Annotated in this window: 23 protein-coding genes; 10 read left to right on the forward strand and 13 right to left on the reverse strand. The window is 67.1% G+C overall.

The window, feature by feature from the left end; all coding sequences use genetic code 11:
• Window positions 1-25: 25 nt before the first annotated feature.
• Window positions 26-1,135: an alpha/beta hydrolase gene (locus tag ACJMK0_RS07965; protein ID WP_405237171.1), complete on the reverse strand. Its 1,110-nt coding sequence runs from the start codon at window positions 1,133-1,135 to the stop codon at window positions 26-28.
• 440 nt (window positions 1,136-1,575) lie between these two features.
• On the reverse strand, window positions 1,576-2,346 hold the full coding sequence (locus ACJMK0_RS07970; protein ID WP_405237172.1) for a hypothetical protein: 771 nt from the start codon (window positions 2,344-2,346) through the stop codon (window positions 1,576-1,578).
• Window positions 2,347-2,677: 331 nt separating this feature from the next.
• On the opposite strand from ACJMK0_RS07970, the gene ACJMK0_RS07975 reads away from it, so the two are divergent.
• Window positions 2,678-3,340, forward strand: coding sequence for an outer membrane beta-barrel protein (locus ACJMK0_RS07975; RefSeq protein WP_405237174.1), 663 nt, complete (start codon window positions 2,678-2,680; stop codon window positions 3,338-3,340).
• 262 nt (window positions 3,341-3,602) lie between these two features.
• Here ACJMK0_RS07975 and ACJMK0_RS07980 read toward each other — a convergent pair whose 3' ends face one another.
• Genes ACJMK0_RS07980 through ACJMK0_RS07990 form a run of 3 tightly spaced genes read right to left on the reverse strand, consistent with a single transcriptional unit; the run spans window position 3,603 to window position 5,790 of the window.
• Window positions 3,603-4,016 (reverse strand): GFA family protein, encoded by a 414-nt coding sequence (locus ACJMK0_RS07980; protein ID WP_405237176.1) that lies wholly within the window; start codon window positions 4,014-4,016, stop codon window positions 3,603-3,605.
• Window positions 4,017-4,048: 32 nt separating this feature from the next.
• Window positions 4,049-4,672: a sulfotransferase family protein gene (locus ACJMK0_RS07985; RefSeq protein WP_405237178.1), complete on the reverse strand. Its 624-nt coding sequence runs from the start codon at window positions 4,670-4,672 to the stop codon at window positions 4,049-4,051.
• Entirely contained in the window at window positions 4,669-5,790 is a 1,122-nt protein-coding gene (locus tag ACJMK0_RS07990) for an SMP-30/gluconolactonase/LRE family protein (RefSeq protein WP_405237180.1), read from the reverse strand. The genes ACJMK0_RS07985 and ACJMK0_RS07990 overlap by 4 nt, the downstream gene beginning before the upstream one ends.
• Window positions 5,791-5,981: 191 nt before the next feature.
• On the opposite strand from ACJMK0_RS07990, the gene ACJMK0_RS07995 reads away from it, so the two are divergent.
• Together ACJMK0_RS07995 and ACJMK0_RS08000 are read left to right on the forward strand one after the other, a co-directional pair.
• Entirely contained in the window at window positions 5,982-6,221 is a 240-nt protein-coding gene (locus ACJMK0_RS07995) for an SDR family oxidoreductase (protein WP_405237182.1), read from the forward strand.
• Window positions 6,222-6,278: 57 nt separating this feature from the next.
• Window positions 6,279-7,781, forward strand: coding sequence for a DUF2867 domain-containing protein (locus ACJMK0_RS08000; protein WP_405237184.1), 1,503 nt, complete (start codon window positions 6,279-6,281; stop codon window positions 7,779-7,781).
• Between the two features lie 24 nt (window positions 7,782-7,805).
• On the opposite strand, the gene ACJMK0_RS08005 is transcribed toward ACJMK0_RS08000, so the two are convergent.
• The 8 genes from ACJMK0_RS08005 to ACJMK0_RS08040 all read right to left on the reverse strand — a co-directional run bounded on the left by ACJMK0_RS08005 (window position 7,806) and on the right by ACJMK0_RS08040 (window position 17,013).
• A complete protein-coding gene (locus ACJMK0_RS08005; protein WP_405237186.1) occupies window positions 7,806-8,666 on the reverse strand; it encodes a universal stress protein in 861 nt (286 codons plus the stop codon).
• A 489-nt stretch (window positions 8,667-9,155) separates the two neighbouring features.
• Window positions 9,156-10,850: a formate--tetrahydrofolate ligase gene (locus ACJMK0_RS08010; RefSeq protein ID WP_405237188.1), complete on the reverse strand. Its 1,695-nt coding sequence runs from the start codon at window positions 10,848-10,850 to the stop codon at window positions 9,156-9,158.
• 45 nt (window positions 10,851-10,895) lie between these two features.
• Window positions 10,896-11,900 carry a hydrogenase expression/formation protein HypE gene (hypE, locus tag ACJMK0_RS08015; RefSeq protein ID WP_405237190.1) on the reverse strand — a complete coding sequence of 335 codons (1,005 nt, stop codon included), beginning with the start codon at window positions 11,898-11,900 and terminating at the stop codon, window positions 10,896-10,898.
• 144 nt (window positions 11,901-12,044) lie between these two features.
• Window positions 12,045-14,390, reverse strand: a complete 2,346-nt coding sequence (gene hypF, locus ACJMK0_RS08020; protein ID WP_405237192.1) for a carbamoyltransferase HypF — start codon at window positions 14,388-14,390, stop codon at window positions 12,045-12,047.
• Window positions 14,347-15,477 (reverse strand): hydrogenase formation protein HypD, encoded by a 1,131-nt coding sequence (hypD, locus tag ACJMK0_RS08025; protein ID WP_405237193.1) that lies wholly within the window; start codon window positions 15,475-15,477, stop codon window positions 14,347-14,349. The genes hypF and hypD overlap by 44 nt, the downstream gene beginning before the upstream one ends.
• 85 nt (window positions 15,478-15,562) lie before the next feature.
• Window positions 15,563-16,396 carry a hydrogenase nickel incorporation protein HypB gene (gene hypB / locus ACJMK0_RS08030; RefSeq protein ID WP_405237195.1) on the reverse strand — a complete coding sequence of 278 codons (834 nt, stop codon included), beginning with the start codon at window positions 16,394-16,396 and terminating at the stop codon, window positions 15,563-15,565.
• Window positions 16,389-16,790, reverse strand: coding sequence for a hydrogenase maturation nickel metallochaperone HypA/HybF (locus ACJMK0_RS08035; protein ID WP_405237197.1), 402 nt, complete (start codon window positions 16,788-16,790; stop codon window positions 16,389-16,391). The genes hypB and ACJMK0_RS08035 overlap by 8 nt, the downstream gene beginning before the upstream one ends.
• Window positions 16,783-17,013, reverse strand: a complete 231-nt coding sequence (locus ACJMK0_RS08040; RefSeq protein ID WP_405231931.1) for a HypC/HybG/HupF family hydrogenase formation chaperone — start codon at window positions 17,011-17,013, stop codon at window positions 16,783-16,785. The genes ACJMK0_RS08035 and ACJMK0_RS08040 overlap by 8 nt, the downstream gene beginning before the upstream one ends.
• Window positions 17,014-17,325: 312 nt before the next feature.
• On the opposite strand from ACJMK0_RS08040, the gene menA reads away from it, so the two are divergent.
• The 7 genes from menA to nqrF are packed head-to-tail and all read left to right on the forward strand — an operon-like array spanning window position 17,326 to window position 24,235.
• Window positions 17,326-18,297 (forward strand): 1,4-dihydroxy-2-naphthoate octaprenyltransferase, encoded by a 972-nt coding sequence (gene menA / locus ACJMK0_RS08045; protein ID WP_405237198.1) that lies wholly within the window; start codon window positions 17,326-17,328, stop codon window positions 18,295-18,297.
• Window positions 18,298-18,301: 4 nt separating this feature from the next.
• The gene (locus tag ACJMK0_RS08050; protein ID WP_405237200.1) at window positions 18,302-19,663 is read left to right on the forward strand and encodes a Na(+)-translocating NADH-quinone reductase subunit A; all 1,362 of its coding nucleotides are present in this window, start codon (window positions 18,302-18,304) and stop codon (window positions 19,661-19,663) included.
• On the forward strand, window positions 19,663-20,874 hold the full coding sequence (locus ACJMK0_RS08055; RefSeq protein ID WP_405237202.1) for an NADH:ubiquinone reductase (Na(+)-transporting) subunit B: 1,212 nt from the start codon (window positions 19,663-19,665) through the stop codon (window positions 20,872-20,874). The genes ACJMK0_RS08050 and ACJMK0_RS08055 overlap by 1 nt, the downstream gene beginning before the upstream one ends.
• Complete coding sequence (locus tag ACJMK0_RS08060) at window positions 20,867-21,727, forward strand: Na(+)-translocating NADH-quinone reductase subunit C (protein ID WP_405237204.1); 861 nt, start codon at window positions 20,867-20,869, stop codon at window positions 21,725-21,727. The genes ACJMK0_RS08055 and ACJMK0_RS08060 overlap by 8 nt, the downstream gene beginning before the upstream one ends.
• A complete protein-coding gene (locus tag ACJMK0_RS08065) occupies window positions 21,724-22,386 on the forward strand; it encodes an NADH:ubiquinone reductase (Na(+)-transporting) subunit D (protein ID WP_405227968.1) in 663 nt (220 codons plus the stop codon). The genes ACJMK0_RS08060 and ACJMK0_RS08065 overlap by 4 nt, the downstream gene beginning before the upstream one ends.
• Window positions 22,386-22,994, forward strand: a complete 609-nt coding sequence (gene nqrE / locus ACJMK0_RS08070; RefSeq protein WP_405237206.1) for an NADH:ubiquinone reductase (Na(+)-transporting) subunit E — start codon at window positions 22,386-22,388, stop codon at window positions 22,992-22,994. Before ACJMK0_RS08065 ends, nqrE begins: the two co-directional genes overlap by 1 nt.
• Window positions 22,994-24,235, forward strand: a complete 1,242-nt coding sequence (gene nqrF, locus ACJMK0_RS08075) for an NADH:ubiquinone reductase (Na(+)-transporting) subunit F (protein ID WP_405237208.1) — start codon at window positions 22,994-22,996, stop codon at window positions 24,233-24,235. Before nqrE ends, nqrF begins: the two co-directional genes overlap by 1 nt.
• Window position 24,236 lies beyond the last annotated feature (1 nt).

Consider the following 24,236-nt stretch of genomic DNA (forward strand, 5'->3'; position numbering starts at 1 on the left):
TCGTCCGACGGAGACCGGGGAACGGTCAGGCGGCGGCGCTCTCGCGCCGGCCGGAGTGGCGGCTCAGGAACTCGGCGATGCGGCCGATGGCCTCCCGTGCCTCGGCGGAGACCGGCTCGAACAACTGCCAGACGTGCACCATTTCGGGCCAGAGCTGCAGCTCCGCCGGAGAACCCGCCTCCCGCGCCTTGTTCACGTAGCGGCGGCAGTCGTCGGTGAGCATCTCGCTGGTCGAGGCCTGGATGAGCGTCGGCGGCAGATTCGAGAGGTCGCCGAAGATGGGCGAGATGAGAGGATTCTGCGGCTTCATGCGAGCCAGGTAGAGCGTGGCGTAGGCCAGCGCCCAGCGGGGCACCCGCATCAGCGGGCCGAGCATGGGCCCCAGCATCTCGTCGGTGACGATGTTCGAGCGCATGCTGGGGCTGGAGTAGGTGCTGTCCGTGATGGGCGAGAGCGCCACCGCAGCGTCCGCCTGCCGCAGACCGTGGTCGCGGATCCCGGCGATCAGTGTCAGCGTGAGATTGCCGCCGGCGGAATCGCCGGCCACATAGGCATCGGCAGGCGCGCTATCGCCGTCCGGCCCGTGCTCCAGCATCCAGCGCCAGGCCGTCAGGCAGTCCTCGATGCTCGCCATGCGGGGATGCTCCGGCATCAGGCGGTAATCGATGGCCAGCACGGCCACGCCGGCGGTGCGCGACAGCGCGGCGGTGAGTGTGCGGTGACTCGACGGGCTACCCACGTAGAAGGCGCCGCCGTGGATGTAGAGGAGGCGGCGCGCCGGGTCCGCGTCGGGCGCCAGCACCCATTCGGCCGGCACGCCGGCGGCATCCACGCTTCGCCGCTCGACGCCGAGTTGATCCTCCGGAATCACGTCAGTGAAGCCCTTGTCCACCAGTTCCCGGATGGTCTGCAGTCGCGCTTTCCGCGGCACCGCCTGGATCTTCCCCTCCAGGTCCTTCAGCAGCAGGCTGATCTGCCTGTTGTCCTCGCCGGGCCGCTCGGCGGCGCTCGCGAGCTTGCCGGCGGGCTGATCGTAGCCGCCGAGGTCGGGGCCGCGGAGGAAGACGCGGGCTCCCGCCCACAGCAGCGCGATGGCGAGGATGATATAGAGCAGGACTTGCAGCAGGGTGTCCATGGGTTCTCCGACGACGTTGATTACGGGCAGTTTACCGGAACCGGGCCGGTGACTTCAGGGGGCACCCCGACGCGGGTGAGAACCACTTTTCCGAGCCATTTCTGCGTGAATCATGGAGATTCGCGTATCGCGCGCCGCAGGGCGGTAGGCGAAGATGATCCGTGTCCCGGGCATCTGCCGGTTATCCATCGGCGTCGCGAGCAGCTACGTCGTACGCTGTTCGGCGGATATGCCCAGGCGAGAGTGCTTCGAACAGATTCCGGAAAATGTTTCCGCGGAAACGCGGTCAGGCCTTCCGGGACGGTCTGCTCCTTGCCGGTAAGCAGACATTCCGCCCGCCGGAAGGACTATGGCGCGCACTTCCGGAGTCGGCCAGGAGCGGCCGTCAATATCGTCAACTGCGCTACTTTTTTTTTCTGCGCAGGCCTACTTGTTTCTCATCAATCTGGATGCAGCGTACCCTGAATAGCATTGGTGAGAAGCTGTCTAAGCTCGATGAGGTGGCCTCTGCGCTCGGTCACATAACCTCCCATGGATTCTATCCGGCTCAGGTTGTCGACATATTCGTTCAAAAACGCTGCATTCGCTCTCATTTCGTCGACGCTACACTCCGGGATCCACTGATAGCCGTCGCCGGCTAAAGCTTCCCATTCGGCAGTGCTGCCGGCAGGCACGGGTAAGCGGCGAATGGAAAAGAGTCCCGGGTATCTGCTGTGCAGACGAAAGAGTTCGTTTACCACTTCGTCATAGTGTGCTCGGCTGCGCTCTCGACGTAACAGGTAAGTTCGCAGGCTATCCGTTATACGAGGCTCTTTCAGCAAACTGAACCGACCGGTCTCCAGAATCTCATCGAGGACGGGAAGCTCGTCAGTCGCTCTCCTCTGTACGTGTGAAAACGTGATTTGCAAGCATTCACGATCTGTAATTGCCCTGCTTGGCGCTTGAGAGAATAAGATTGGATTGACGCCCATGAGTACATCGGCTCGAAAGCGAAACTGCCCCAGCTCCTGCTCATGAGCATCAAGCAATAGTTCAGTCTCTTCGAGCAGGCGAACGAGCAATTGCTGCTCTTCATTTCGATCTTTGCGGAACTCGTTCCAGTCCTGGACCTGTAGACCGACGAATACACCGACGACAACAATTACGAAATCGATGAAAACGGCGGTCCAGTTTTGCTCCCGGACGTGCATGGTGACTTTACGTAACAGCATTGCTGGACTCCTCCATACAATCCGTAGAGTAAAGCATCAGAACGTCTTGAGTGACTGGAGTAGGTCGATAGCGGGAATCCTACCTCAGAACGGCGTCAGGGTCGCTTCGCGGCAAGCCGGGTGCATGACAACGGCAGGCATGATGATCTGGCCTGTGCCCTGTTCGGGCAGCTTCACCTTGTCGCCGGTCTGCCCCCCGGAGTATTGTGTACAGCGGGACGTCGCCCACAGGTCGTCTCACACAGTCCCGGCCGTGATGACCGGCAGTATTTGTCAGTTCCCAAACAGGGGTGACTGTATGTCCACTCGTCACAGGATGCTCCCACTTGCCGTGGTGGTCGCGCTGGGCGCGCCGATGGCTGCCGGGGCACAGGATCTCAGCTTCACCTACCTCGAGGGCGGCTACATCGCCGGCTTCGTCAACGACGTGGAGGATTCCGAGACGTTCACGGACAACGGCACGTTCGATCTCGAGACCGATGCCGGCGGCGGCGGCTTCATCGGTGGCGCGTGGCAGTTCTCGGAGAACATGCACCTGTTCGGTGATTATTCCTTGACCGGTCAGGAGCTCGAGGTCGGCGACGGCATCGACACCGTCGAGGGTGATTTCGACGTGGTGCGGTGGCGGATCGGTGTTGGTTATGCCTACCCGTTCTCGCCCACAGCGAGCTTCTACGGCCGCCTCAGCTTTGACAATGCGGAGTTCAAGGACGTGCGGGTCGCCGGCATCGATCTCGACGCCGACGTCGACGACAACGGCATTGGCGGCGAACTCGGTGTGATCTGGGCAGCGACGCCAGCACTCCAACTGCAGGGCCATGTGCGCTACACCTCGGTCGGCGAGGTCGCTACCGAGGGCACCGATACCTTCGACTCCGACATTCTGGTCGCCCTGAACGGCCGTTGGTACTTCCGGCCTCACAGCGCGTTGATCACTGGCTACGAGTTCGGCAAGATCACCACCTGGAACTTGGGCGTGCGATTCGCTTTCTGAGTTTTTCGAGTCCGCTGCCTGTCCCCCTTGAGCGAGCATGGCCGCGAAGCCCCTGCGGCTTCCCACGGCCCAGACCAGCGCGGCGGCTTTCGGACCACGGGAGCACCTCAGCGTACGATCGCGATCGACCTCAGCACCGCTTTGCGAACAGTGCACAGGATTCTTGTGCGAGTCAGTCGCGTGTTGTCGGATTCGGGTCGACTCCGGAAATTAGCAACTCTCTACCGGAGCCGCGGCAGAGTGGCCTGTCTCTGCCTTCGGCTTACGCCGGCGGCATTCTCTCGTAGCGCGGCAGCGAATCTCCCAGTTCGACCCAGGGTTGCTTCGCCTCCGTGAAGATGTGCATGTCGGGCTTCACCCATCCTGCGTCGTCGAGGGCGCCCGCCTTCAGGAAAACATAGCCCGGGTCGGAGTCGCATTCCAGCCAGAGGCCCGATCCGCACGCGGGGCAGAAGTGCCGGTGCACCTCCTTGCCCGAGTCGCCGACGACGGTGTAGGTCTGGGACTCGCCCTGCGCGTCGAACGACTCCGCCAGGACCATCAGCTCCACCGAGAACGGGCTGCCGCCGGTGCGCTGGCAGTCCGTGCAGTGACAGAAAAACGTGTATTCGGGCTCCGCACTGCAGGAAAAGCGGACGCTTCCGCAGAGGCATCCTCCGGTGTATTCAGTGGCCATGCCGATGTCCTCGCTTATGCCGGTGTCCCGGGTCAGATGTTGCCGTTGACGCGATCCCAGAACTCCTCCCGGTGATTGGTGCGGGGGAATTCTTCATCCGGGACCGGCACGCCCAGAAAGGCGCAGAGCGGTTCCCAGCCCTGCTTTACCTCGAAGACGAGGAGCTGGTCGGCCGGTATGGCGTCTCTGACGGCGTCATTATGCGCCCTGAACGCCGCGACCAGCCCGTCGCGATCGAGGCCGGGCGGAAAACCCGTCCTGGCGATCACGCTGGCGGCCATGTCCAGCCAGGCGTGCATCTCCTCGGGAGCCCGGTCTCTGCCGGCGAGCAGGGTATAGATCGTCGCACCGAAGCTGTCGGCCCATCTTTCCGGGTCACGCAGCGTCAACACGAATCGGGCGGAGGGATATTCCCCTGCCAGTTCGCGGAAGAAGCCGGCGGTGGGCCAGTCCACTGCGCTGCCGTAACCCGCGTAGATCTGCGACCAGTCCGGCTTCCCGGCAGCGGCCGCCGACCAGAGCGGTACCTGGACGGGCATGTTGTGGAGGACTTCCTCCATGTGATGGCACGGGCCCACGCCGAGGCGGTTCAGTGCCAGCTTCAGCGAATAGGTGCCTGTGCGGCCGACGCCCGTTCCGATTACGCTCAATGTCATTGCTCTTCTCTCGGCTGAAGGTTCCTGTAGGCGATACGATCGCCCGCGAAAGTGCCCACCCACAGTTCGGCGCCTGCCTCGAGCGCCATGGTGATATTAGTGAAATGTTCGTGAGCCGGTGAACTCGCGACAACGCTGCCCTGCAGAGACTCGGGATCGATGGAAAGCACCGTAAAGGGCCTCGGGCAGCTCGCGAACTTCTCGAAATCGAATTCCTGCGACATCGGAACTTCGCCGCAGACGGGATCGGAGATCTCCAGCCCGGCAGTGATCAGGTTGCCCTCGTCGTCCCTGTGCAGATTATCCGGGATGAAAGAGAACTCGCCGCTCGTGCGCAGCAACCGCGCGGGATTGCTGTTCGAGAATGCCAGTACCTGCCGCAGCCCGGATGAAGCGACGTAGAACTCCCGACCATCCTCGGATGCTTCGATGCCATTGGCGTAGGGCATCTCTGTGCCCTGGATCTTCGTGAAGCCGGCATCGCCCGGCGACCATTCGTAGACGGCGCCGGAAGGTCTGTCGCCGAATATCTCGTTGATGCGGATGCCCGGATACAGTGGAATCGTTGCGACCAGCGAGCCATCGGCAAACGAGGCCACGCTGTTGGCCTCCATGCCGTCCGGGGTCATGACGCAACCGGTCCAGGTCAGCACCGGCGCGGTGCCGCTCGCATCCACATCGAAAACCTCGATGGCTTCGCGCTCGCCGTGGCCGACGACGTATAGCGTGGATTGGCCGTCGGTTCCGGGACGAATGTTCAGCCCATGGGCCACGAAAGCATCGGGATCAGGCGACCCCGGGCATGCACCGTAGGTAGCCATATTCTGCCGGGCGCGTGGTTCGTCGGTCGGGTAGAACTCCACCCAGGTCTTGCGCTCGGAATCGATGAGGTAAAGGGACGCATCGCCGCCGAATCCGCTCGCGATGATCCATTTCGTGCCCGGAATGAGGACGAGGTCTTCCGCGTTCACGGGGCCGCAAAGGTACGAATAGTCGCCCGAGCCTTCACAGCCGTCGTCCGCTCGCAGCATCGTCGAGAACGCGAGTGCGGGCAGTGCGAGGATGATGGCAAGCAAGCGGAACCTGCCGGCGAACAATCGGGTCGTCTCGACGGGCATCTTCTTGTTCTCCTTTTCATCGCGGCCCCCCGATCCGCTTCGCGGGATCATTCGGCTCGCAGCGCCAGTGCAATTGAGGGAAGAGGACTCCGCGCGCTGTCCCGAACCGAGTCGACCGGGCATTAACGGGCGTATTCCTGCCGACAGACTATACTCGAAGCCATTCGAGCCCGCCTGCAAAGGTACCTATCATGAGTCCTTCATCGCTGTTCGACCTCGGCGGTCGCGTAGCGCTGGTCACCGGCGGCAACGGTGGCATCGACCGGAGCCTGGCATTGGGATTGGCGCAGGCCGGAGCATCCGTTGCTATCGCCGACCGCTGGGGTCAGGCAGACGAGCTGATCGGGGCGGCAGTCTTTCTGGTGTCGCCCGCTTCGGACTTCGTCACCGGTGAGACCCTACGAGTCGACGGCGGATACGCAATTTACTGATCGACGCTGCGTTATTCGCTTACGCCGACGACAGCGACGCTGCCGTAGAATGGCCTCATGAGCGCGGACAGCCCGGCCGTCGACGATCGCGTCGACTCGTACGAACTCCCCGACGGGGCGGGGCGGATTGCCGTGGTGCTGGGTGCGAGCGGCTACATGGGCTCCAACCTCACGCCGGCCCTGGCCCGCCAGGGCTGGCACGTGCGCGCCGTCGCCAGGAATGCCGCCGTGCTGGAGGCGCGTGAATGGGAGGGCGTCGACTGCCTGTCCGCAGATGTGCTCGCGCCGGAAACCCTCGCGCCCGTGCTCGAGGGCGCCGACGTCGTCTACTACCTGGTGCACATGATGTGGAGCGGCGGCGACTTCGTGCCGGTCGAACGACGCGCCGCCGAGAACGCCCGCAGGGCCTGCGAGGCCGCCGGCGTGCGCCGCATCGTCTACCTCGGCGGCATCATGCCGAAGGAGGAGCGGTCCCGGCACATGGAAGGCCGCGCCGTGGTGGGCGATGCGCTCCGGGACGGCTCCATCCAGGTCATCGAGCTGCAGGCGGCCATGATCGTCGGTCCGGGGTCGGCCGCCTTCGAGGTCATCCGCGACCTCGTGAACTACCTGCCTCTGATGATCACGCCGAAGTGGGTACGCAAGCGCTCGACGCCCATCGCGCTGGAGAACGTGCTCACCTATACGATCGCGGGAGCGGATCTGCCGCTGGAGGGCGATCAGACGTTCGAGCTGGCAGGGCCCGACGTCCTGACCTATCAGGAGATCATGGACATCTACGCGGGGTTCGTCGGCAAGAACCCGCTCGTCATCCCCGTGCCGGTGCTGACGCCGAAGCTATCGAGCTACTGGCTGTACTTCGTGACCTCGGTGCCTCCAACCACGGCGATGTCCCTGGTCGAGGGCCTGGCTCACGATTACGTCGGCGACGACGAGGAGATTCGCAGGCTCGTCCCGCAGCGGCTGCTCACGTTCCGCGAGTCCGTTTCCGCCACGCTGGAGGCGGAGAAGAACCACGACGTGCCGGCGCGCTGGGTGGAGGGGTCGATCGCCTGCCGGGACTGGAACCCGGAATACTCGTTCTACGCCAAGCGCTATTGCGGAGCGGCGGAGACCACGGCGAGCCGGGAGTCCGTCTTCCGGGTGCTGCAGGGCTTCGGCGCCGACGGCGACTTTTTCTCGTACCGATTCCTCTGGCGGCTGCGGCGCGCCTTCGACTGGCTGATCGGCGGACCCAGCTTCCGCACGGGACGGCGAGACCCCGACGCGGTGCGCATGGGCGATGTGGTCGATGGCTGGCGCGTGCTCGGGATCGAGCAGAACGAGCGCATTACCTGGTCGATGCTGATGCGGGCGCCGGGCTCGGGCCTGCAGGAATTCACCATCCGGGAGCGGGAGGGCGAATCGTCCGGCAAACGGGTGGTCGAACTCTGCTGCTACTGGCACCCGGCCGGCATCTGGGGGCTGATGTACTGGTACGCGCACCTGCCGTTCTACGGGCCGCTCGTCGGCGGCGCCGTGCGGGAGATCGTACGCCGGGCCGAGCGCCTGGAGAACTGAGGCCCCCGGCCGGCGTGCCGCCGGTCAGGCCTTCGATTCCTCGGTCATCGGCAGCACGAGAATATTGCAGTCGAGGCCGTCGATGACCTTCTCGGCAGTGTGCCCGAGCCTGGCGTCGGCGTCCGGCTGCGATACGCGTGCGATGACGACCAGATCCGCCTCCAGTTCCCTGGCTGCGGTGGCGATCGCGTCTTCAGGCTTCCCCATCTCCGCCCGGACCTGGTTGCGCGGCAGGCCGCAGCGGTCCGCAAAGCGCTGGCGGTCCGGGTAATCGCTCGTGTCCGGGTACACCGTGACGACGTTGAGTTCCGCGCCGACGTTGGTGGCGATCCTGCGCCCGGCTTCGAGCAGACGATCGTTGGCGGCGCGATAGGCGTCAGTCTCCGGCCGGTGCTTGATTGCGACGAGGACCTTGCTGATGTGCCGGCGGGCATAGGACTTCACGAGCAGCACCGGACACTGTGCGTCACGCAGCAGACGCCAGTCCGAGGTCTCCCTGAGCCAGCGCCGCAGACGCGACTGATTGGTCATGTTCTTGACGGCCAGCGTACTCGAGCCGCGGGCTATCGCATCCACGATGGCCTGGCGCCAGTCCGCCTTGACCTCCACCTCGGTGTCGACCTGCAGGCCCTTCGCGCGGCCATGCTCCGCCAGCCGGTCCACCCAGCTCTCGATGCGGGACAATTCCTCGGCGATGGCCGTCGCATCGTCCAGGTTCGGCGGCCGCCGAACCTCTTCTTCCGCTATGCAGCAATAAAGGTGCAGCGCGACGTCGGCCGCGCCCGAAGCCTGCTCGTCGGCGGCGATGGTCTCGGCCATGACCAGCGACGGCTGGTTCATGGTGGTGGGGTCCAGGATGACGAAAATCTTCTGCCGGTCAGCCATGTTTACTCTCCCGAAATGACGCTGCGAAGGATAGCAAAATCGCGCTCGGAGGGCTGAAGGATCGGTCTGCGAGCGGCTGTAGGAGGGCCTTCAGGCCCGATTCGGCTCTTCCTGGCCGATACCGCCTTCTCTTGATGTTGGCACGCCATCGGGCGGACACGGGCCGCGGGGACGCTCCTGTGGGAGGGCCTTTAGGCCCGATCAATCGCGGCTGAAGCCGCTCCTAGCATTGTCTACCGGCTCCAGTCGGCCCGGACGACCCCGCAACCCGCGTCCGCCCGCTGACGTGCCCTTGGTCGTGAAAGATGGCACCAGTCAGTAAGCGCTGCTGACTGGTGCTCCCTGCACGCCACCGCGAGGCGGCTGCCCTGCGGGGGTATCCATCGCCGCGACCTTTTGTCGGGAGCAAGATGGATTCCCCCGCAGGGCGGCCAGGAAAGAAGGGGATTGGGTAGGGAGGAATCGGGCCTGAAGGCCCTCCTACGTGCTTCAGGCGAGGCCGTCCACTTTGCCGTCGGCGTCGATGCGCATGTTGCGCGCGGCCGGGCGGCGGGGCAGGCCGGGCATGGTCATGATGTTGCCGCAGATGGCCACCAGGAAGCCGGCGCCGTTGGCCAGCCGCACCTCGCGGACGGGCACGACGTGGTTCTTCGGGATGCCCTTGACGTTGGGGTCCGTGGTGAAGCTCAGCGGCGTCTTGGCGATGCACACCGGGAAGTGGCCGTAGCCGGTCTCCTGGTAGCGGGCGATCTGGTCGCGCACCTTCTGGTCGGCAATGATGCCCTGCGCGCGGTAGATGTTCTGGGCCACCGTGCGGATTTTGTCCCACAGCGGCATGTCTTCGGGGTAGAGATAGCGGAACTCGGCGCCGTCCCGCTCGATCAGGTCCACCACCGCCTCGGCGAGTTCGACGGCGCCCGCGCTGCCCTCCGCCCAGTGGTCGCAGGCCACGCACAGGATGTCGAGCTCGGCGCAGGCCTGGCGCACCATGTCGAACTCCGCCTTCGTATCGGTGGAAAAACGGTTCAGGGCGACGACCACCGGCACGCCGAAGCTGCGGGTGTTTTCCACGTGCCGGGCGAGGTTGTCGAAGCCTTTCGCCACCGCCACGAGATTCTCGTGGTCGAGTTTGTCCTCGGTGACGCCGCCGTGCATCTTCAGCGCCCGGATGGTGGCGACGATCACGGCGCAGTCCGGCTTCAGGCCGGCGCTGCGGCACTTGATGTCGAAGAACTTCTCGGCGCCGAGATCGGCGCCGAAGCCGGCCTCGGTCACGACGTAGTCGGAGAGCTTCAGCGCCGTACGTGTGGCCAGCACCGAGTTGCAGCCGTGGGCGATGTTCGCGAACGGCCCGCCGTGGACGAAGGTGGGCGTGTGCTCGAGCGTCTGCACCAGGTTCGGCTGGATGGCGTCTTTCAGCAGCACGGTCATCGCGCCGTCGGCCTCCAGATCGGCCGCATGGACCGGATTCATGGCGCGGTCGTAGCCGACGATGATGCGCCCGATGCGCTCACGCAGGTCGGTAAGACCCTCGGCGAGGCAGAGGATGGCCATGACCTCCGAGGCCACGGTGATGTCGAAGCCGTCCGTGCGCGGATAACCGTTGGTGACGCCGCCGAGTCCGGCGGTGATCTCCCGGAGCGCCCGGTCGTTCATGTCCATGACCCGGCGCCAGACGACCCGGCGGCTGTCGATGCCGCACTCGTTGTCCCAGTAGATGTGGTTGTCCACCAGCGCGGCGAGCAGGTTGTGGGCCGCGCCGATGGCGTGCATGTCGCCGGTGAAGTGGAGGTTGATGTCCTCCATGGGCACCACCTGGGCGTAGCCGCCGCCGGCCGCGCCGCCCTTCATGCCGAAGCAGGGGCCCAGCGAGGGCTCGCGCAGGCAGATCGAGGCTTGCCGGCCGATGCGCCGGAGCGCGTCGCCCAGGCCCACCGTGGCGGTGGTCTTGCCTTCACCCGCCTTTGTGGGGGTGATGCCGGCCACCAGGATCAGCTTGCCGTCGGGGCGGTCGCCGAGCGTGCGGATATAGTCCAGCGAGACCTTGGCCTTGTCGTGGCCGTAGGGCAGGAGGTTTTCCTCGCCGATGCCGAGCTCGCCGGCCACCTCGACGATCGGGCGCAGTTCGGCCTGCCGGGCGATCTCGATGTCCGGCTTCGGCGCTACGTGCTGTTCGCTGCCCATGACGGCTACCTCGACGTGGTCCCGCTGCCGGCCCTGTCGACGGGCCTAACAGATGCGCGGCAGGGGATCGTCCTCCAGTTCTTCCAGATAACGCTCGCCGCCCAGCTCGGTCTCCAGCACCACGCGCTTCGCGGCGTCGGTGACGTGGCCGATGCGCGCGGCCATGTCGCCGCCGGGCAGCTCTCTCAGCGCCGCCACCGCCTCGTCCGCCTGGGCCGGGTCGACCACGGCGACCACCCGGCCCTCGCAGGCCAGGTAATACGGGTCGTAGCCCAGCATCTCGCAGACCGCCTGCACCGGCTCGCGCACCGGCACGTCCGGCGCCCGGAGCCGCACCCCCAGGCCGGTGATGGCCGCGATCTCGTGGGTGACCGTCGCCAGGCCGCCGCGGGTGGGATCGCGCATGAAGCGCAGGCCGTCGAAGTCCAGCAGGCGCGCCGCCAGGGGCGCGATGCTGGCGGCGTCCGACTGCAGGTCGCCGCGGAGGCCGAAATCCTCCCGCGCCAGCATTACCGCCGTGCCGTGATCGCCGATGGGCCCGCTGACGATGAGCGCATCGCCGGCGCGGATGTTGTCGAAGGAGGGCTTCACGCCGGGCAGGCGCACGCCGACGCCGGTGGTGGCGAGATACAGCCCGCCGCCCTCGCCGCGGCGCAGCACCTTGGTGTCGCCGGCGGCCACCCGCACGCCGGCCTCGGCCGCGGCCCGCGCCAGGCTGGCGATGATCCGGTCCAGCACCGCGATCTCCAGTCCTTCCTCGATGAAGGCATTCAGGCTCAGGTAGCAGGGGCGGGCGCCGGCCACGGCCAGGTCGTTGCAGGTGCCGTGCACGGCGAGCGCGCCGATGTCCCCGCCGGGGAACTCCAGCGGCTGCACGGTGAAGCCGTCGGTGGTGAACAGCACTTCGCCCTCGTCGAGCTTCAGCGGCACGGCGTCGGCGCGCACGTCCAGGTCGTCGTTGGCGAGGTGGCGCGCGAAGATCTCGTCGATGAGTTCGCGCATGAAGCGTCCGCCGTTGCCGTGGGCGAGACTGATGCGATCGTCTTCCATTGTTCTCCCATCGGGCCAGTGCCCGTTTTCTGGACCAGGGCCAGTGCCCGTTTTATCGGCCAGGGCCAGTGCCCGTTCTATCGACCAGGGCTAGTGTCCGTTCTATCGACCAGGGCCAGTGCCCGTCTTTATGGTGTCCGGCGACTATCCCGACCGGGCCGCAAACTCCGCGGCCTGACCGAAGCAGATGGCGGCATCGTTCGCCGGCAGCGCCGTGCCCATGACCGCCGTGTGGCCCGCGGCCGCGAGGCGCTCCAGCACCGCATCGGCGAGGACCCGGTTCTGGAATACGCCGCCGGTGAGGCCGATGCGTTCGAAGCCTTCCCGTCCTGCGATCATACCTGCCTGGACGGCCAGTGCCTCGGCCATCGAGGCATGGAAGTCGGCCGCGCGCTCGGCGGCCGGGCGCCCGGCATCGCAGAGCATCGGCAGCAGTGGCGCCCAGTCGGTGCGCAGGACACCGGTCTCATCGGCGGCCACCGGCAACTCGACGGCGGTGCCGGGGCTGCTTGTGGCGAGTGCGTCGATCGCGCCGGCGGCACCGGCGGCAATGGATTCCAGCATCATCGGCCCCTGGGCCTCGAAGCTCGCGATGCCGATGCCGCAGACCATGGCCGCGGCGCCGTCGAAGAGCCGGCCTACTGCGCTCGAGACGGGGCAGTTCAGCCCCTGTTCCCACGCGATGCGGGCGAGATCCATGTGCTCCGGCCCGTCCGTGTAGTCCAGGCCGCAGGCCCAGTGCATGGCGGCGGCGCTGCGCCAGGGCTCGCGGCCGGCCTTGTCGCCGCCGGGCAGCGCGATGGTGCGCATGCTCGCGACGCGGCGCCAGGCGCCGGGCCGGCCGAGGAACGCCTCGCCGCCCCACAGGCTGCCGTCCTCGCCGTAGCCCACGCCGTCCCAGGCGAATACCAGCCAGGACCCGCCGCCGCCGTGCTCCGCCGCCACGGCCGAGGCGTGGGCATGGTGGTGCCAGACGGTCGCCACGGGCAGGCCCGAGCGCCGGGCCCAGCGGTGGGTGTCGTAGCCGGGATGGGCGTCGGCCAGCACCCGGCGGGCTTCCACGCCGTACAGCGACTGCAGGTCGCCGGCCACCTGCTCGAAGACCTGCATGCTGCGCGGCGTCCCCATATCGCCGATGTGGGGCGAAACCACCACCCGGTCGTCCCAGGCCAGCGCCAGGGTGTTCTTCATGTGACCGCCGACGGCCAGCACCGGCTCGGGCTGGCGCCAGGGCAGGGTGAGCTCCCGCGGCGCGCAGCCACGGCCGATGCGGATGGGGCGCACCCGGCCGCCCACGCGCCGGAATACCGGGTCGTCGGCGGGCCGGACGATGGGCCGGTCGTGCTGCAGGAAGGCATCGGCAATGTGTTGCAGGCGCCGTTCCGCCTCGTCGGGATCCGTCAGCACCGGTTCGCCGCTGACGTTGCCGGAGGTGGCCACGAGTGGCGCGCCGAAATCGCCGGTGAGCAGCTGGTGCAGCGGGCTGTAGGGCAGGAAGATGCCGAGTTCGCCGAGGCCGGGCGCGAGATTTTCCGCCAGCGGGCAGTCGGCACGGCGGGCGGCGAGCACGATGGGACGCACGGGGCTCAGGAGCTCGGCGGTTTCCTCCGGCCTGAGGTCCACCGAGCGGCGCACGGCGTCCAGGCCGTCGAGGCCCGCCAGCGGGAACATCACGGCCAGCGGTTTGTGTGGCCGGGGCTTGCGCTCGCGCAGGCGTGCCACCGCGCCGGCGTCGCCGGCCGCGCACATCAGGTGATAACCGCCGATGCCCTTCACCGCCAGGATCTCGCCGGCGCGCAGGCGATCCACTGCGGCGGCGATGGCCTCCTCGCGCGCCGCCAGGGTCTCGCCGCCGGCGCGCAGCGTCACCGAGGGGCCGCAGACCGGGCAGGCGACGGGCTCGGCGTGGAAGCGCCGGTCCGTCGGGTCCAGGTATTCCCGCTCGCAGTCCGCGCACAGCGGGAAGGCCGCCATGCTGGTGTTGGGCCGGTCGTAGGGCAGGGCCTCGATCAGCGTATAGCGGGGCCCGCACTGGGTGCAGTTGATGAACGGGTAGCGATGGCGCCGGTCGGCGGGGTCGGCCAGCTCATGCCGGCAGTCCTCACACATGAAGTAGTCCGGCGGCACGAAGATGCGCGGGGATTCGGAGATGGCGCTTTCCAGGATGCGGAAGCCGTCGAAATCGCCCTCGTCAACGGCCTCGTCGGCGGTCAGCTCCGGCCGGGACAGGGGTGGCGCATCGGCGATCAGGGCGTCGCGGAAACGGGCGACCGCGTCGGGCGCGCCCTGCGCCCGCAGCTCCACTTCGCCCAGCTGGTTGCGCACCCAGCCCGCAATGCCGTGCTCGTGCGCAAGGCGGAAGACGAACGGGCGGAAGCCCACGCCCTGGACGTGGCCCGTGAGGCAGATCCGGCGCGTCTCGCGGGCGGCGGCGGGCGCCACCCGCTCAGCCGGCGGCGGTGCCGGCTTTCTTGCGGCCTTCCCAGACATTCTCGCGCATGCCGGCGGACCACCAGATGCGGCAGGCACCCTCGTCGGAGACCATGCACGGTCCGATGGGCTTGCGCGGTGTGCAGGCGGCGCCGAACAGGCGGCACTCGTTGGGATAGATCTTGCCGAGCACGACCTTGGCGCAGTCGCAGCCCGGCGGCATCTCGCCCACCCGCTTGCGGGAGTCGTCCGCGTAGGAGGGGAACTGCACGCGCGCGTCGCAGTGCTCGTACTCCGGGCGCAGGCCATAGCCCGACTTCGGTATCACGCCGATGCCGCGCCAGGTGGCGTCCTGCACGTGCATGACCCGGTCCAGGCATTCGCGGGCCACCGCGTTCCCGCCCGGGCGCACGACCTCGGGGTAGCAGTTGTCCAGGAAGCGCTTGCCCTCGATGAGCTGGCGCAGCACGGAGTACATGGCGGCCAGCAGGGTGTCGGCGCGGAAACCGGCCACCGCGGCCGGGATGCCGTGCTTCTCCGGGACGAAGCCCCATTCCTCGGGGCCCATCACCGTGGAGACGTGGCCGGGCGCAATCAGGGCGTCGAAGCCGGGCTCGCCGGACTCGAGCAGCATGGCCACCGCGGGCCAGGTGAGCCGGCCGGAGAGCAGCACGCTCAGGTTGTCCGGCGCGCCCTCGGCCAGCATGGCGGCCACCGGCGCGGTGGTGGTTTCGAAGCCGGCGGCGAAGAACACCACTTGGCGGTCCGGATTCTCCCGTGCCACGGCGACCACCTCGGTGGGGCTCGCGATGGGCCGTATGTCGGCGCCTGCGGCCTTGGCCTGCTCCAGGGAGCGCGGTTCGCGCTTCGGCACGTTCACCGGCACCCGCAGCATGTCGCCGAAGGCCACCAGTATCACGTCCTCGTTCAGGGCGAGCTGCATGGCCTCGTAGACGTCTTCCTCGGGGCAGATGCACACCGGGCAGCCGGGCCCCGGGATGAGCTCGATCTGGGACGGGATGGCGGTGCGCAGGCCCGCCGTCGTGATGGAGCGCTCGTGGCCGCCGCACACGTTCATGATGCGGACCCGGTCGGGCAGCGGCAGGGCCTTCAGCTGGTCCAGCCAGTAGTGCGCGTCGTGTGCCATGTCGGTATCCCCCTGCTCGTCGCTATTGCGGTCGAACTGTTGGCGGTTGACGGATGATGGGCCTGCCGGGTCTGCCGTGCGGAGCCTAGCGCGCCGTGGCGCCGGCGTCCGTGTGCAGATGAGCGCCGTCGGGCTGCACCGCCGGTCGCGCCGACTCGCCCCGCGCCACCCGCTCGCCCTGGGCGGCGCGCTCGGCGCGGAGCCACTCCAGCCACTCGGTCATTCCCTCGCCGCTTTTCACGGAGACCGTTTGCATGACGGCCGGCGTGGCGAGATCGCGTACGCATGCGCGGGCCCGATCCGGATCGAAGTCGTCCAGTACCGGCAGCAGGTCGCTCTTGGTGAGCAGGATCCGGTCGGCGGCGCGGAACATCACCGGGTACTTGGCCGGCTTGTCGTCGCCCTCGGGTACGGACAGCAGCGTGATGTTGCGGTGCTGGCCGAGGTCGAAGCTGGCCGGGCACACCAGGTTGCCCACGTTCTCGATGAAGACGATGTCGAGATCGTCCAGCGACAGCTCGTGCACGGCGTCGTGCACCATGTGCGCGTCCAGGTGGCAGGCGGTGCCGGTGGCGATCTGGATGGCGGGCACACCGTGGCGGCGGATGCGTTCGGCGTCGTTCTCGGTCTCGAGGTCGCCTTCGATGACGCCCACCCGGAGTTCGCCGGCCAGCGCCTGGATGGTCGCCTCCAGCAGCGCGGTCTTGCCGGCGCCCGGCGAGGACATCAGGTTGACCGCCAGCACGCCGTGGCCGTCGAAATGCTCCCGGTTGTGGGCTGCCTGGTGGTCGTTCTCGCTCAGCAGCCCCCGCAGCACGTCCACGGACTCGGCGCCGCTCGCCGTGCGCTCGAACTTGCCGCCGGGGCGGATGAGGTGCTGGTTTCCGGCCGTGATGTTGCAGCCGCAGGTATCACACATGTCTGGAGTCCTCCGTGGTGGCGCCGGTGTCTCCCTGTTGGACGCCGCCGGTGCGTTCGAGTTCGAGGCGGGTCAGCAGCATCTCGTCGCCGCTCACCAGCCGGGTTCGCCAGTCGCCGCATTCGCCGCACAGCAGCCGGTTGGCCTTCGCGGCCGACTCGGCGCCGCAGACCGAGCATTCTACCCGGATATCGGCCGTCTCGATGAGGAGTTCGGCCTCCTCGGCGATGGTGGCGCCGGCGGCCAGGGGCCAGGCGCGGCGCAGCAGTTCGGGCTCGACGCCCGAGAGCGGACCGATGGCGAGGTGGATGGCGGTTACGCGGGCCGCGGATTCACGTCGGGCGATGGTCTCGACCTGCCCGATGAGCGCCTGGCAGACGGACAACTCATGCATCGGCTGCCGCGAGGACCTGGTCGAAGAGCTCCCAGCTGGAAGCCGCCTCTTCTTCCGTGACTTTCTGGATGGCGTAACCCACGTGCACCAGGACGTAGTCGCCCGGCTCCACGCTCTCGTCCCGGAGCATGAACAGGCTGACCTCGCGCTCGACGCCCTTCGCCTCGCAGCGAGCGGTGAACTCGTCCATGGACTTGATCTGCATCGGGACTGCGAGACACATGCGTAAACCCCCTTCACGCGGCATTGGATTACCGATGACGCAAGACTGCGCCGAGTGCCGAGGATAACCACACAGGGCGCCGCTAACCGTAAGTAATAACGCCTATTCTCATACGCGCAGCGGCCGGTAAGTTAGGCAGCGGAGGGGTGAATCCGTGGTTTCAGGCCGCCGCCGGGGTGATGCCGGGCCGGTTGGTACGCAAAATCCATTACACTGTGCCGCGCGCCGCCGGGCGGGAGGCTCGGCGGCCCGTTTTATGCGGAGGAACCGGGTAATGGACAGAGGCAGGATGTGTTTTTCGGGGGTATGGAGATGAGCGCGGACAAGACGGCTGTCATGGAGCCGCGCGCCGGCGATTTCGGCGACAGCCGGCTAAAACGCCTGTTCCACGCGACCCGTCCGAAGTTCTTCCCGGCGTCCGTCCTGCCCGTGCTCGCGGGCACGGCCTGGGGCGCCGTGCAGGCGGGCGGCATCGACGTCCTGGTGGCCCTGCTCGCCCTCGTCGCGACCATGCTGGTGCACGGCGCCGGCAACGTGCTGAACGACGTCGGCGACGAGACCGGCGGCAGCGACCGGCGCAATACCAGCCGGATCTACCCTTATACGGGCGGCTCGCGCTTCATCCAGAACCAGATCATGTCCACGGGCGAGATGGCCCGCTGGGGCATCCAGCTGCTGGCGATCGCGGCGCTGATCGGCCTCGCGCTGATCTGGCTGCGGGGCATCGGCGTGCTGTGGTTCGGTCTCGCGGGCGTCGCCCTCGGCGTCGTCTATTCCCTCGGGCCGGTGCGGCTGTCCTCGCTGGGCCTCGGGGAGCTGGCGATCGGCATCGCATTCGGCGTGCTGCCGGTGAGCGGCGCCGCCTGGCTGCAGACGGGGGTGGTGGATCTCCCCCTGATCGTCTTTGCCCTGCCGGTCAGCGCCTGGGTGGCGGCGATCGTGCTCATCAACGAGGTGCCGGATCTCGATGCCGATGCCGCCGTGGGCAAGGCCACCCTGCCGGTGCGCTTCGGCCGCACGGCGACGGCGGGCATCTACGTCGGTCTGCACCTGATCGCGGCAGCCTCGACGCTGTGGCTCACGGTGGCGGGCCACCTGCCGCTGCTGGCGCCCGCGGTGCCCTTCGTGCTGCTGGCGCTCTCGCTGCGGGTGGCCGGCGCGGTGCGCCGTTCCGGCTCCGATCCGGCCGGCGTGCTGGGTGCCATCGAGTTTACGCTCGCGAGTCATACGATCGGTTGCCTGTGGGCGACCGCCTGTGTCCTGTTCACAATCTGGTGGTCATGATCCCGTGACAGAACGTCTCTCATTCCGGATACGCAAGGGCCTCGACATCCCGCTGGCCGGCAAGCCTGAGCAGGTGATCGAGTCTGCGCGGCCCGTCGGCAGCGTCGCGCTGCTCGGGCTCGACTACATCGGCCTGAAACCGCGCATGGCGGTCAAGCCCGGCGACCGGGTGCGGCTCGGCGATCCGCTGTTCAGCGACAAGCAGACGCCGGGCGTGACCTACACGGCGCCGGGAGCCGGCGTCGTGCGGGACGTCAACCGGGGCATGCGCCGGGTGCTGCAGTCGGTGGTGATCGACCTGGACGGCGACGAGGCGGTGGATTTCGGCAGCGTCGCGGCCGGCGACCGCGAGGCCCTCGACGGCGAGGCCGTGGAGGAGAAGCTGCTGGCCGCCGGTCTCTGGCCCGCCTTCCGCACGCGTCCCTACAGCAGGGTGCCGGCGCCGGGTTCGCGGCCGCACGCCATCTTCGTCAAGGCCACGGACACGCATCCGCTGGCGCCGGATGCCGAGGTGATCGTCGCGGACGCCGCCGACGAGTTCGCCGCGGGCCTGCGCCTGGTGGCGAAGCTGACCGACGGCCCGGTCTACGTCTGCACCGGACCGGATTCCCGCATCGCGGTACCGGGCGAGAAGCCCTTCGTGCATGCCGAGTTCTCCGGACCCCATCCCGCCGGACTGCCGGGCACCCACATCCACTTCCTGGACCCGGTCAGCGAGAACAAGACCGTCTGGACCATCGGCTCCCAGGACGTGATTGCCGTGGCCCGGCTGTTCGCAACCGGTCGCCTGCCCACCGAGCGGATCGTCTCCATCGCCGGCCCCATGGTGCGGCGGCCGCGGCTGCTGCGCACCCGCGTGGGCGCCAGCACCGAGGATCTCATCGCCGGCGAGCTGGACGACGACACCGATACGCGGGTGATCTCCGGCTCCGTGCTGAGCGGCCGGCGCGCCAGCGACTGGGCTGCGTGGATGGGCCGCTATCACAACCAGCTGACCGCGCTGCCGGAGGGCCGTGAGCGGGAATTCCTCGGCTGGGCGCTGCCGGGCACGAAGAAGTTCTCGGGCGTCCGCGCCTACGCCGGTCCCGTGCTGCAGAAGGCGGGTTTCCGCCTGACCACCTCGCAGAACGGCAGCCCGCGGGCCATGGTGCCCATCGGCAATTTCGAGAAGGTGATGCCGCTGGACATCCTGCCGGCGCCGCTGCTGAAGGCGCTGGTGGTGGGCGACACCGAGACCGCGCGCAAACTCGGCTGCCTGGAGCTGGACGAGGACGACGTGGCACTGCTCTCGTTCGTCTGCTCCGGCAAGTATGACTACGGCCCCGCGTTGCGCGAGAACCTGACCGACATCGAGAAGAACGGCTGATGAAACCATTGCGGCGATTCCTGGACCGGCTGCACCCCCTGTTTGCCAAGGGCGGGCGTTACGAGAAGTACTACGCCCTCTACGAGATGGTGGACACGCTGCTCTATACCCCGTCGGACGTCACCCGCAGTGCGCCGCACGTGCGCGACGCGCTGGACCTGAAGCGGGTGATGATCATGGTGGTGTTCGCCGTGACGCCCTGCGCGCTGGTGGGCATGTGGAACCTGGGGCTGCAGGCCAACACGGCCATGGCGGACCTCGGCGTGCAGGGACTGGACGGCTGGCGCGGCACCGTACTGGCGCTGCTCGGCGCGGGCTACGACCCGGCGAGCTTCTACGACAACTTCATGTACGGCGCGGCGTTCTTCGTGCCCCTGTACGTGGTCACCGTGCTCGTGGGCGGCCTCTGGGAGGTGCTGTTCGCCGGCATCCGCAACCACGAGATCAACGAGGGTTTCCTGGTCACCTCGCTGCTGTATGCGCTGATCCTCGCGCCCACCACCCCGTTGTGGCAGGCCGCGCTCGGCATCAGCTTCGGCGTGGTGATCGGCAAGGAGGTTTTCGGCGGCACCGGCAAGAACTTCCTGAACCCGGCGCTCACCGGCCGCGCGTTCCTGTACTTCGCCTACCCGGTGCAGATGTCCGGCGACGCCGTGTGGACCGCGGCGGAAGGCTTCACCGGGGCGACGGCGCTGGGTCTCGCCGCCATCGACGGCATGGCCGGCATCGCCGAGGCAGGCATCACCTGGAGCCAGGCCTTCGTCGGCTCCATCCAGGGCTCCATCGGCGAGACCTCGGCACTGGCCTGCCTGGTCGGCGCGGCGATCCTGATCTACACCGGCATCGCCTCCTGGCGGATCATCGTCGGCTGCATCATCGGCCTCATCGTGCCGGTGCTGCTGTTCAACCAGATGGATGCGAGCTCGAATCCGATGCTCGCCATGCCCTGGCACTGGCACCTGGTCACGGGCGGCTTCCTGTTCGGCGCCGTGTTCATGGCAACGGATCCGGTGAGTGCAGCGCAGACCGATACCGGGCGCTGGATCTACGCCATCCTCATCGGCGTGCTGACGGCGCTGATCCGGGTGGTCAACCCGGCCTATCCGGAAGGGATCATGCTGGCCATCCTGTTCGGCAACATTTTCGCGCCTGTCATCGACTATTTCGTGGTGCAGGCCAACATCAAGCGGAGGTTGAAACGCAGTGTCTGAGGAGCGCAAGGCCCAGGACGCCGGCCGCGGCGCCCGCAAGGGGTTCAACCGCGAGAGCATCAAGAACGTGCTCATCGTCGCGGTGAGCCTGTCTCTGGTCTGCTCGGTGCTGGTCTCCGCCACGGCGGTGATCCTGAAACCGATGCAGGAGCGCAACGAAGCGCTGAACATGAAGAAGAACGTACTGCTGGTGGCGGGCCTGCTGGAGCCGGGCATCGACGTCGAGGAGCGCTTCGGGATGGTCGAGACCCACATCGTGGATCTGGCCACCGGCGAATACCATGACGAGATCGATCCGGCCGAGTACGACATGATCGAGGCGGCCAGCGACCCTGCGATGTCCGTCGATATCCCGGCCGGGAAAGACATCGCCGGCATCGGCCGCCGCGCCAAGTACGCGGAGGTCTACATCCTGCGCGACGAGGCGGGCGGAGTGGAAACCGTGATCCTGCCGGTCTACGGCATGGGGCTGTGGTCCACCATGTACGGCTTCATCGCCCTCGGCCCCGACGGCAGCACGGTGCAGGCCCTGAAGTTCTACAAGCACGCCGAGACGCCGGGGCTCGGCGGCGAGGTGGACAACGAGCAATGGCTCGCCAACTGGCCCGGCAAACGCATCTATGACGAGGAGGGCGACATCCGCATTCGTGTCGCCAAGGGCACGGTGGGCGCCGCCGCCGGCTGGACGGGCGCCACCGCGAGGGGCGGCGCCGCCATATTCCAGGTGGACGGCATCTCGGGGTCGACGCTGACTTCCCGTGGCGTCACCAACCTGCTGCATTACTGGATGAGTGATGACGCCTACCGGCCCTACCTGGAGAAGGTCTGGAGACGCAGCGTGGAGCAGTCATGAACGGAGAAGCGAAGAAAGTCATCCTGGATCCGCTGGTCGACAACAACCCGATCACGCTGCAGGTGCTCGGCATCTGCTCGGCGCTCGCCGTCACCACCTCCCTGGCGCCGACGCTGCTGATGTGTCTTGCGCTGACCAGCGTCGCCGCTTTCGCCAACGCCGGCGTGAGCCTGATCCGCAACCGGATCCCGTCGAACATCCGCATCATCGTGCAGATGACCATCATCGCCTCGCTGGTGATCATGGTGGACGAGGCGCTGCGGGCATTCGCCTTCGACGCCAGCCGCCAGCTGTCGGTATTCGTCGGGCTGATCATCACCAACTGCATCGTGCTGGGCCGTGCCGAGGCGTTCGCCATGAAGAACGGCGTCGGCATGAGTTTCCTGGACGGCCTCGGCAACGGGCTCGGCTACAGCATCATCCTGATCGCGGTGGCCGTGGTGCGCGAGCTGTTCGGCGCCGGCACGCTGCTCGGCGTCCAGATACTGCCGCTGATCAGCGAAGGCGGCTGGTACGAGCGCAACGGCATGATGCTGCTGCCGCCGAGCGCGTTCTTCATCATCGGCATGCTGATCTGGGCCATCCGCAGCTGGAAGCCGGAGCAGAAGGAGGAGCCGGAATTCCAGATTCATGAAGTGCACCGGACGGAGGTGATGTGATGGAAGCCCATCTCAATCTCCTCGTCAAAGCGATTTTCGTCGAGAATCTGGCGCTCGCCTTTTTCCTCGGCATGTGCACGTTCCTGGCCGTGTCGAAGAAGATAGAGACGGCACTCGGCCTCGGCCTGGCGGTGGTCGCGGTGCAGAGCATCACGGTGCCGGTGAACAACCTGATCTACAACGTCTTCCTGGCCGAGGGGGCGCTCGCCTGGGCCGGCCTGCCCGAGGTCGACCTGTCCTTCCTGGGGCTGGTCAGCTACATCGGCGTGATCGCCGCGCTGGTGCAGATCCTGGAGATGGCGCTCGATCGCTACGTGCCGGCCCTCTACAACGCTCTCGGCATCTTCCTGCCGCTGATCACGGTGAACTGCGCCATCCTCGGCGGCACGCTGTTCATGGTGGAGCGCGACTACACCTTCTCCGAATCGGCCGTGTACGGCTTCGGCAGCGGCGTGGGCTGGGCGCTCGCCATCGTGGCCCTGGCCGGCATCCGGGAGAAGCTGAAGTACAGCGACGTGCCCGACGGGCTGCAGGGCCTCGGCATCACCTTCATCATCACCGGGCTGATGTCGCTCGGTTTCATGGGCTTCTCCGGGATACAGCTCTGATGGCGGCCTCCAGCGCGACACTGCAGATCTCATTGGGGGTGGCCCTGTTCACGGCCATCATCCTGGTACTGGTCACGGTCATCCTGCTCGCCCGGCGCAAGCTCGTCGCCACGGGCGAGGTGGACGTCCTGGTGAACGGCGAGCGCCACCTGGAGATGCCGGTGGGCGTGAAGCTCCTCGGCGGGCTGGCCGACTCCGGCCTGTTCATCGCCTCGGCCTGCGGCGGCAAAGGCACCTGCGGTCAGTGCAAAATGCAGGTGCTCTCCGGCGGCGGCGCGGTGCTGCCCACCGAGGCCTCGATCCTGTCCCGCCGGGAGATGGACGAGAACTGCCGCCTGTCCTGCCAGGTCACGGTGAAACAGGACATGGAAGTGCGCGTGCCGGACGAGGTGTTCGGCGTGCGCAAGCTCGACTGCAAGGTGATCTCGAATCACAACGTGGCCACCTTCATCAAGGAGCTGAAACTCGCCCTGCCCGAAGACGAGGAACTCGACTTCCGGGCCGGCGGTTACATCCAGATCGAGTGCCCGCCCCACGACGTGAAGTTCAGCGACTTCGAGGTGGAGGAGCGCTTCCGCGAGGACTGGGACCGCTACGACCTCTGGCGCTACGAGTCGCACACGAAGGAGAAGGTGGAGCGGGCCTACTCCATGGCCAACTTCCCTCTGGAGAAGGGCATCGTGATGCTGAATGTGCGCATCGCGACACCGCCGCCGGGGGCCGACAAGGACATCCCGCCGGGTATCGTATCCTCCTGGATCTTCTCGCTGAAGCCCGGCGACCCGGTGACCATTTCCGGGCCGTTCGGCGATTTCTTCGCCAGGGACACGAAGGCGGAGATGGTCTTCGTCGGCGGCGGCGCGGGCATGGCGCCCATGCGCGCCCACATCTTCGATCAGCTGGAACGCATCCATACCGACCGCAAGATGACCTTCTGGTACGGCGCACGCAGCAAACGGGAGATGTTCTACGTGGAGGACTTCGATCGCCTGGCCGCGGAGAACGACAACTTCGACTGGCACGTGGCGCTGTCCGACCCGCTGCCCGAGGACGAGTGGGAAGGTCCCACCGGCTTCATCCACGAGGTGCTCTACGAGCGCTACCTGAAGGACCATCCCGCCCCCGAGGACTGCGAGTACTACCTGTGCGGCCCGCCCATGATGAACGCGGCCGTGATCAAGATGCTGGAGGACCTCGGAGTCGAGCGCGAGAACATCATGCTCGACGATTTCGGCGGCTGAG

The organism is Lentisalinibacter orientalis (genome assembly GCF_040706535.1).
Lineage (GTDB): Bacteria > Pseudomonadota > Gammaproteobacteria > Steroidobacterales > Woeseiaceae > Lentisalinibacter > Lentisalinibacter orientalis.

Excerpts from the sequence above, each read along its gene's own strand:
- ACJMK0_RS07965 (WP_405237171.1), bottom strand. The coding sequence starts at position 1,135 with ATGGACACCCTGCTGCAAGTCCTGCTCTATATCATCCTCGCCATCGCG.
- ACJMK0_RS07970 (WP_405237172.1), bottom strand. The coding sequence starts at position 2,346 with ATGCTGTTACGTAAAGTCACCATGCACGTCCGGGAGCAAAACTGGACC.
- ACJMK0_RS07980 (WP_405237176.1), bottom strand. The coding sequence starts at position 4,016 with ATGGCCACTGAATACACCGGAGGATGCCTCTGCGGAAGCGTCCGCTTT.
- ACJMK0_RS07985 (WP_405237178.1), bottom strand. The coding sequence starts at position 4,672 with ATGACATTGAGCGTAATCGGAACGGGCGTCGGCCGCACAGGCACCTAT.
- ACJMK0_RS07990 (WP_405237180.1), bottom strand. The coding sequence starts at position 5,790 with ATGCCCGTCGAGACGACCCGATTGTTCGCCGGCAGGTTCCGCTTGCTT.
- ACJMK0_RS07995 (WP_405237182.1), top strand. The coding sequence starts at position 5,982 with ATGAGTCCTTCATCGCTGTTCGACCTCGGCGGTCGCGTAGCGCTGGTC.
- ACJMK0_RS08000 (WP_405237184.1), top strand. The coding sequence starts at position 6,279 with ATGAGCGCGGACAGCCCGGCCGTCGACGATCGCGTCGACTCGTACGAA.
- ACJMK0_RS08005 (WP_405237186.1), bottom strand. The coding sequence starts at position 8,666 with ATGGCTGACCGGCAGAAGATTTTCGTCATCCTGGACCCCACCACCATG.
- ACJMK0_RS08010 (WP_405237188.1), bottom strand. The coding sequence starts at position 10,850 with ATGGGCAGCGAACAGCACGTAGCGCCGAAGCCGGACATCGAGATCGCC.
- hypE (WP_405237190.1), bottom strand. The coding sequence starts at position 11,900 with ATGGAAGACGATCGCATCAGTCTCGCCCACGGCAACGGCGGACGCTTC.
- hypF (WP_405237192.1), bottom strand. The coding sequence starts at position 14,390 with ATGTCTGGGAAGGCCGCAAGAAAGCCGGCACCGCCGCCGGCTGAGCGG.
- hypD (WP_405237193.1), bottom strand. The coding sequence starts at position 15,477 with ATGGCACACGACGCGCACTACTGGCTGGACCAGCTGAAGGCCCTGCCG.
- hypB (WP_405237195.1), bottom strand. The coding sequence starts at position 16,396 with ATGTGTGATACCTGCGGCTGCAACATCACGGCCGGAAACCAGCACCTC.
- ACJMK0_RS08035 (WP_405237197.1), bottom strand. The coding sequence starts at position 16,790 with ATGCATGAGTTGTCCGTCTGCCAGGCGCTCATCGGGCAGGTCGAGACC.
- ACJMK0_RS08040 (WP_405231931.1), bottom strand. The coding sequence starts at position 17,013 with ATGTGTCTCGCAGTCCCGATGCAGATCAAGTCCATGGACGAGTTCACC.
- menA (WP_405237198.1), top strand. The coding sequence starts at position 17,326 with ATGAGCGCGGACAAGACGGCTGTCATGGAGCCGCGCGCCGGCGATTTC.
- ACJMK0_RS08055 (WP_405237202.1), top strand. The coding sequence starts at position 19,663 with ATGAAACCATTGCGGCGATTCCTGGACCGGCTGCACCCCCTGTTTGCC.
- ACJMK0_RS08065 (WP_405227968.1), top strand. The coding sequence starts at position 21,724 with ATGAACGGAGAAGCGAAGAAAGTCATCCTGGATCCGCTGGTCGACAAC.
- nqrE (WP_405237206.1), top strand. The coding sequence starts at position 22,386 with ATGGAAGCCCATCTCAATCTCCTCGTCAAAGCGATTTTCGTCGAGAAT.
- nqrF (WP_405237208.1), top strand. The coding sequence starts at position 22,994 with ATGGCGGCCTCCAGCGCGACACTGCAGATCTCATTGGGGGTGGCCCTG.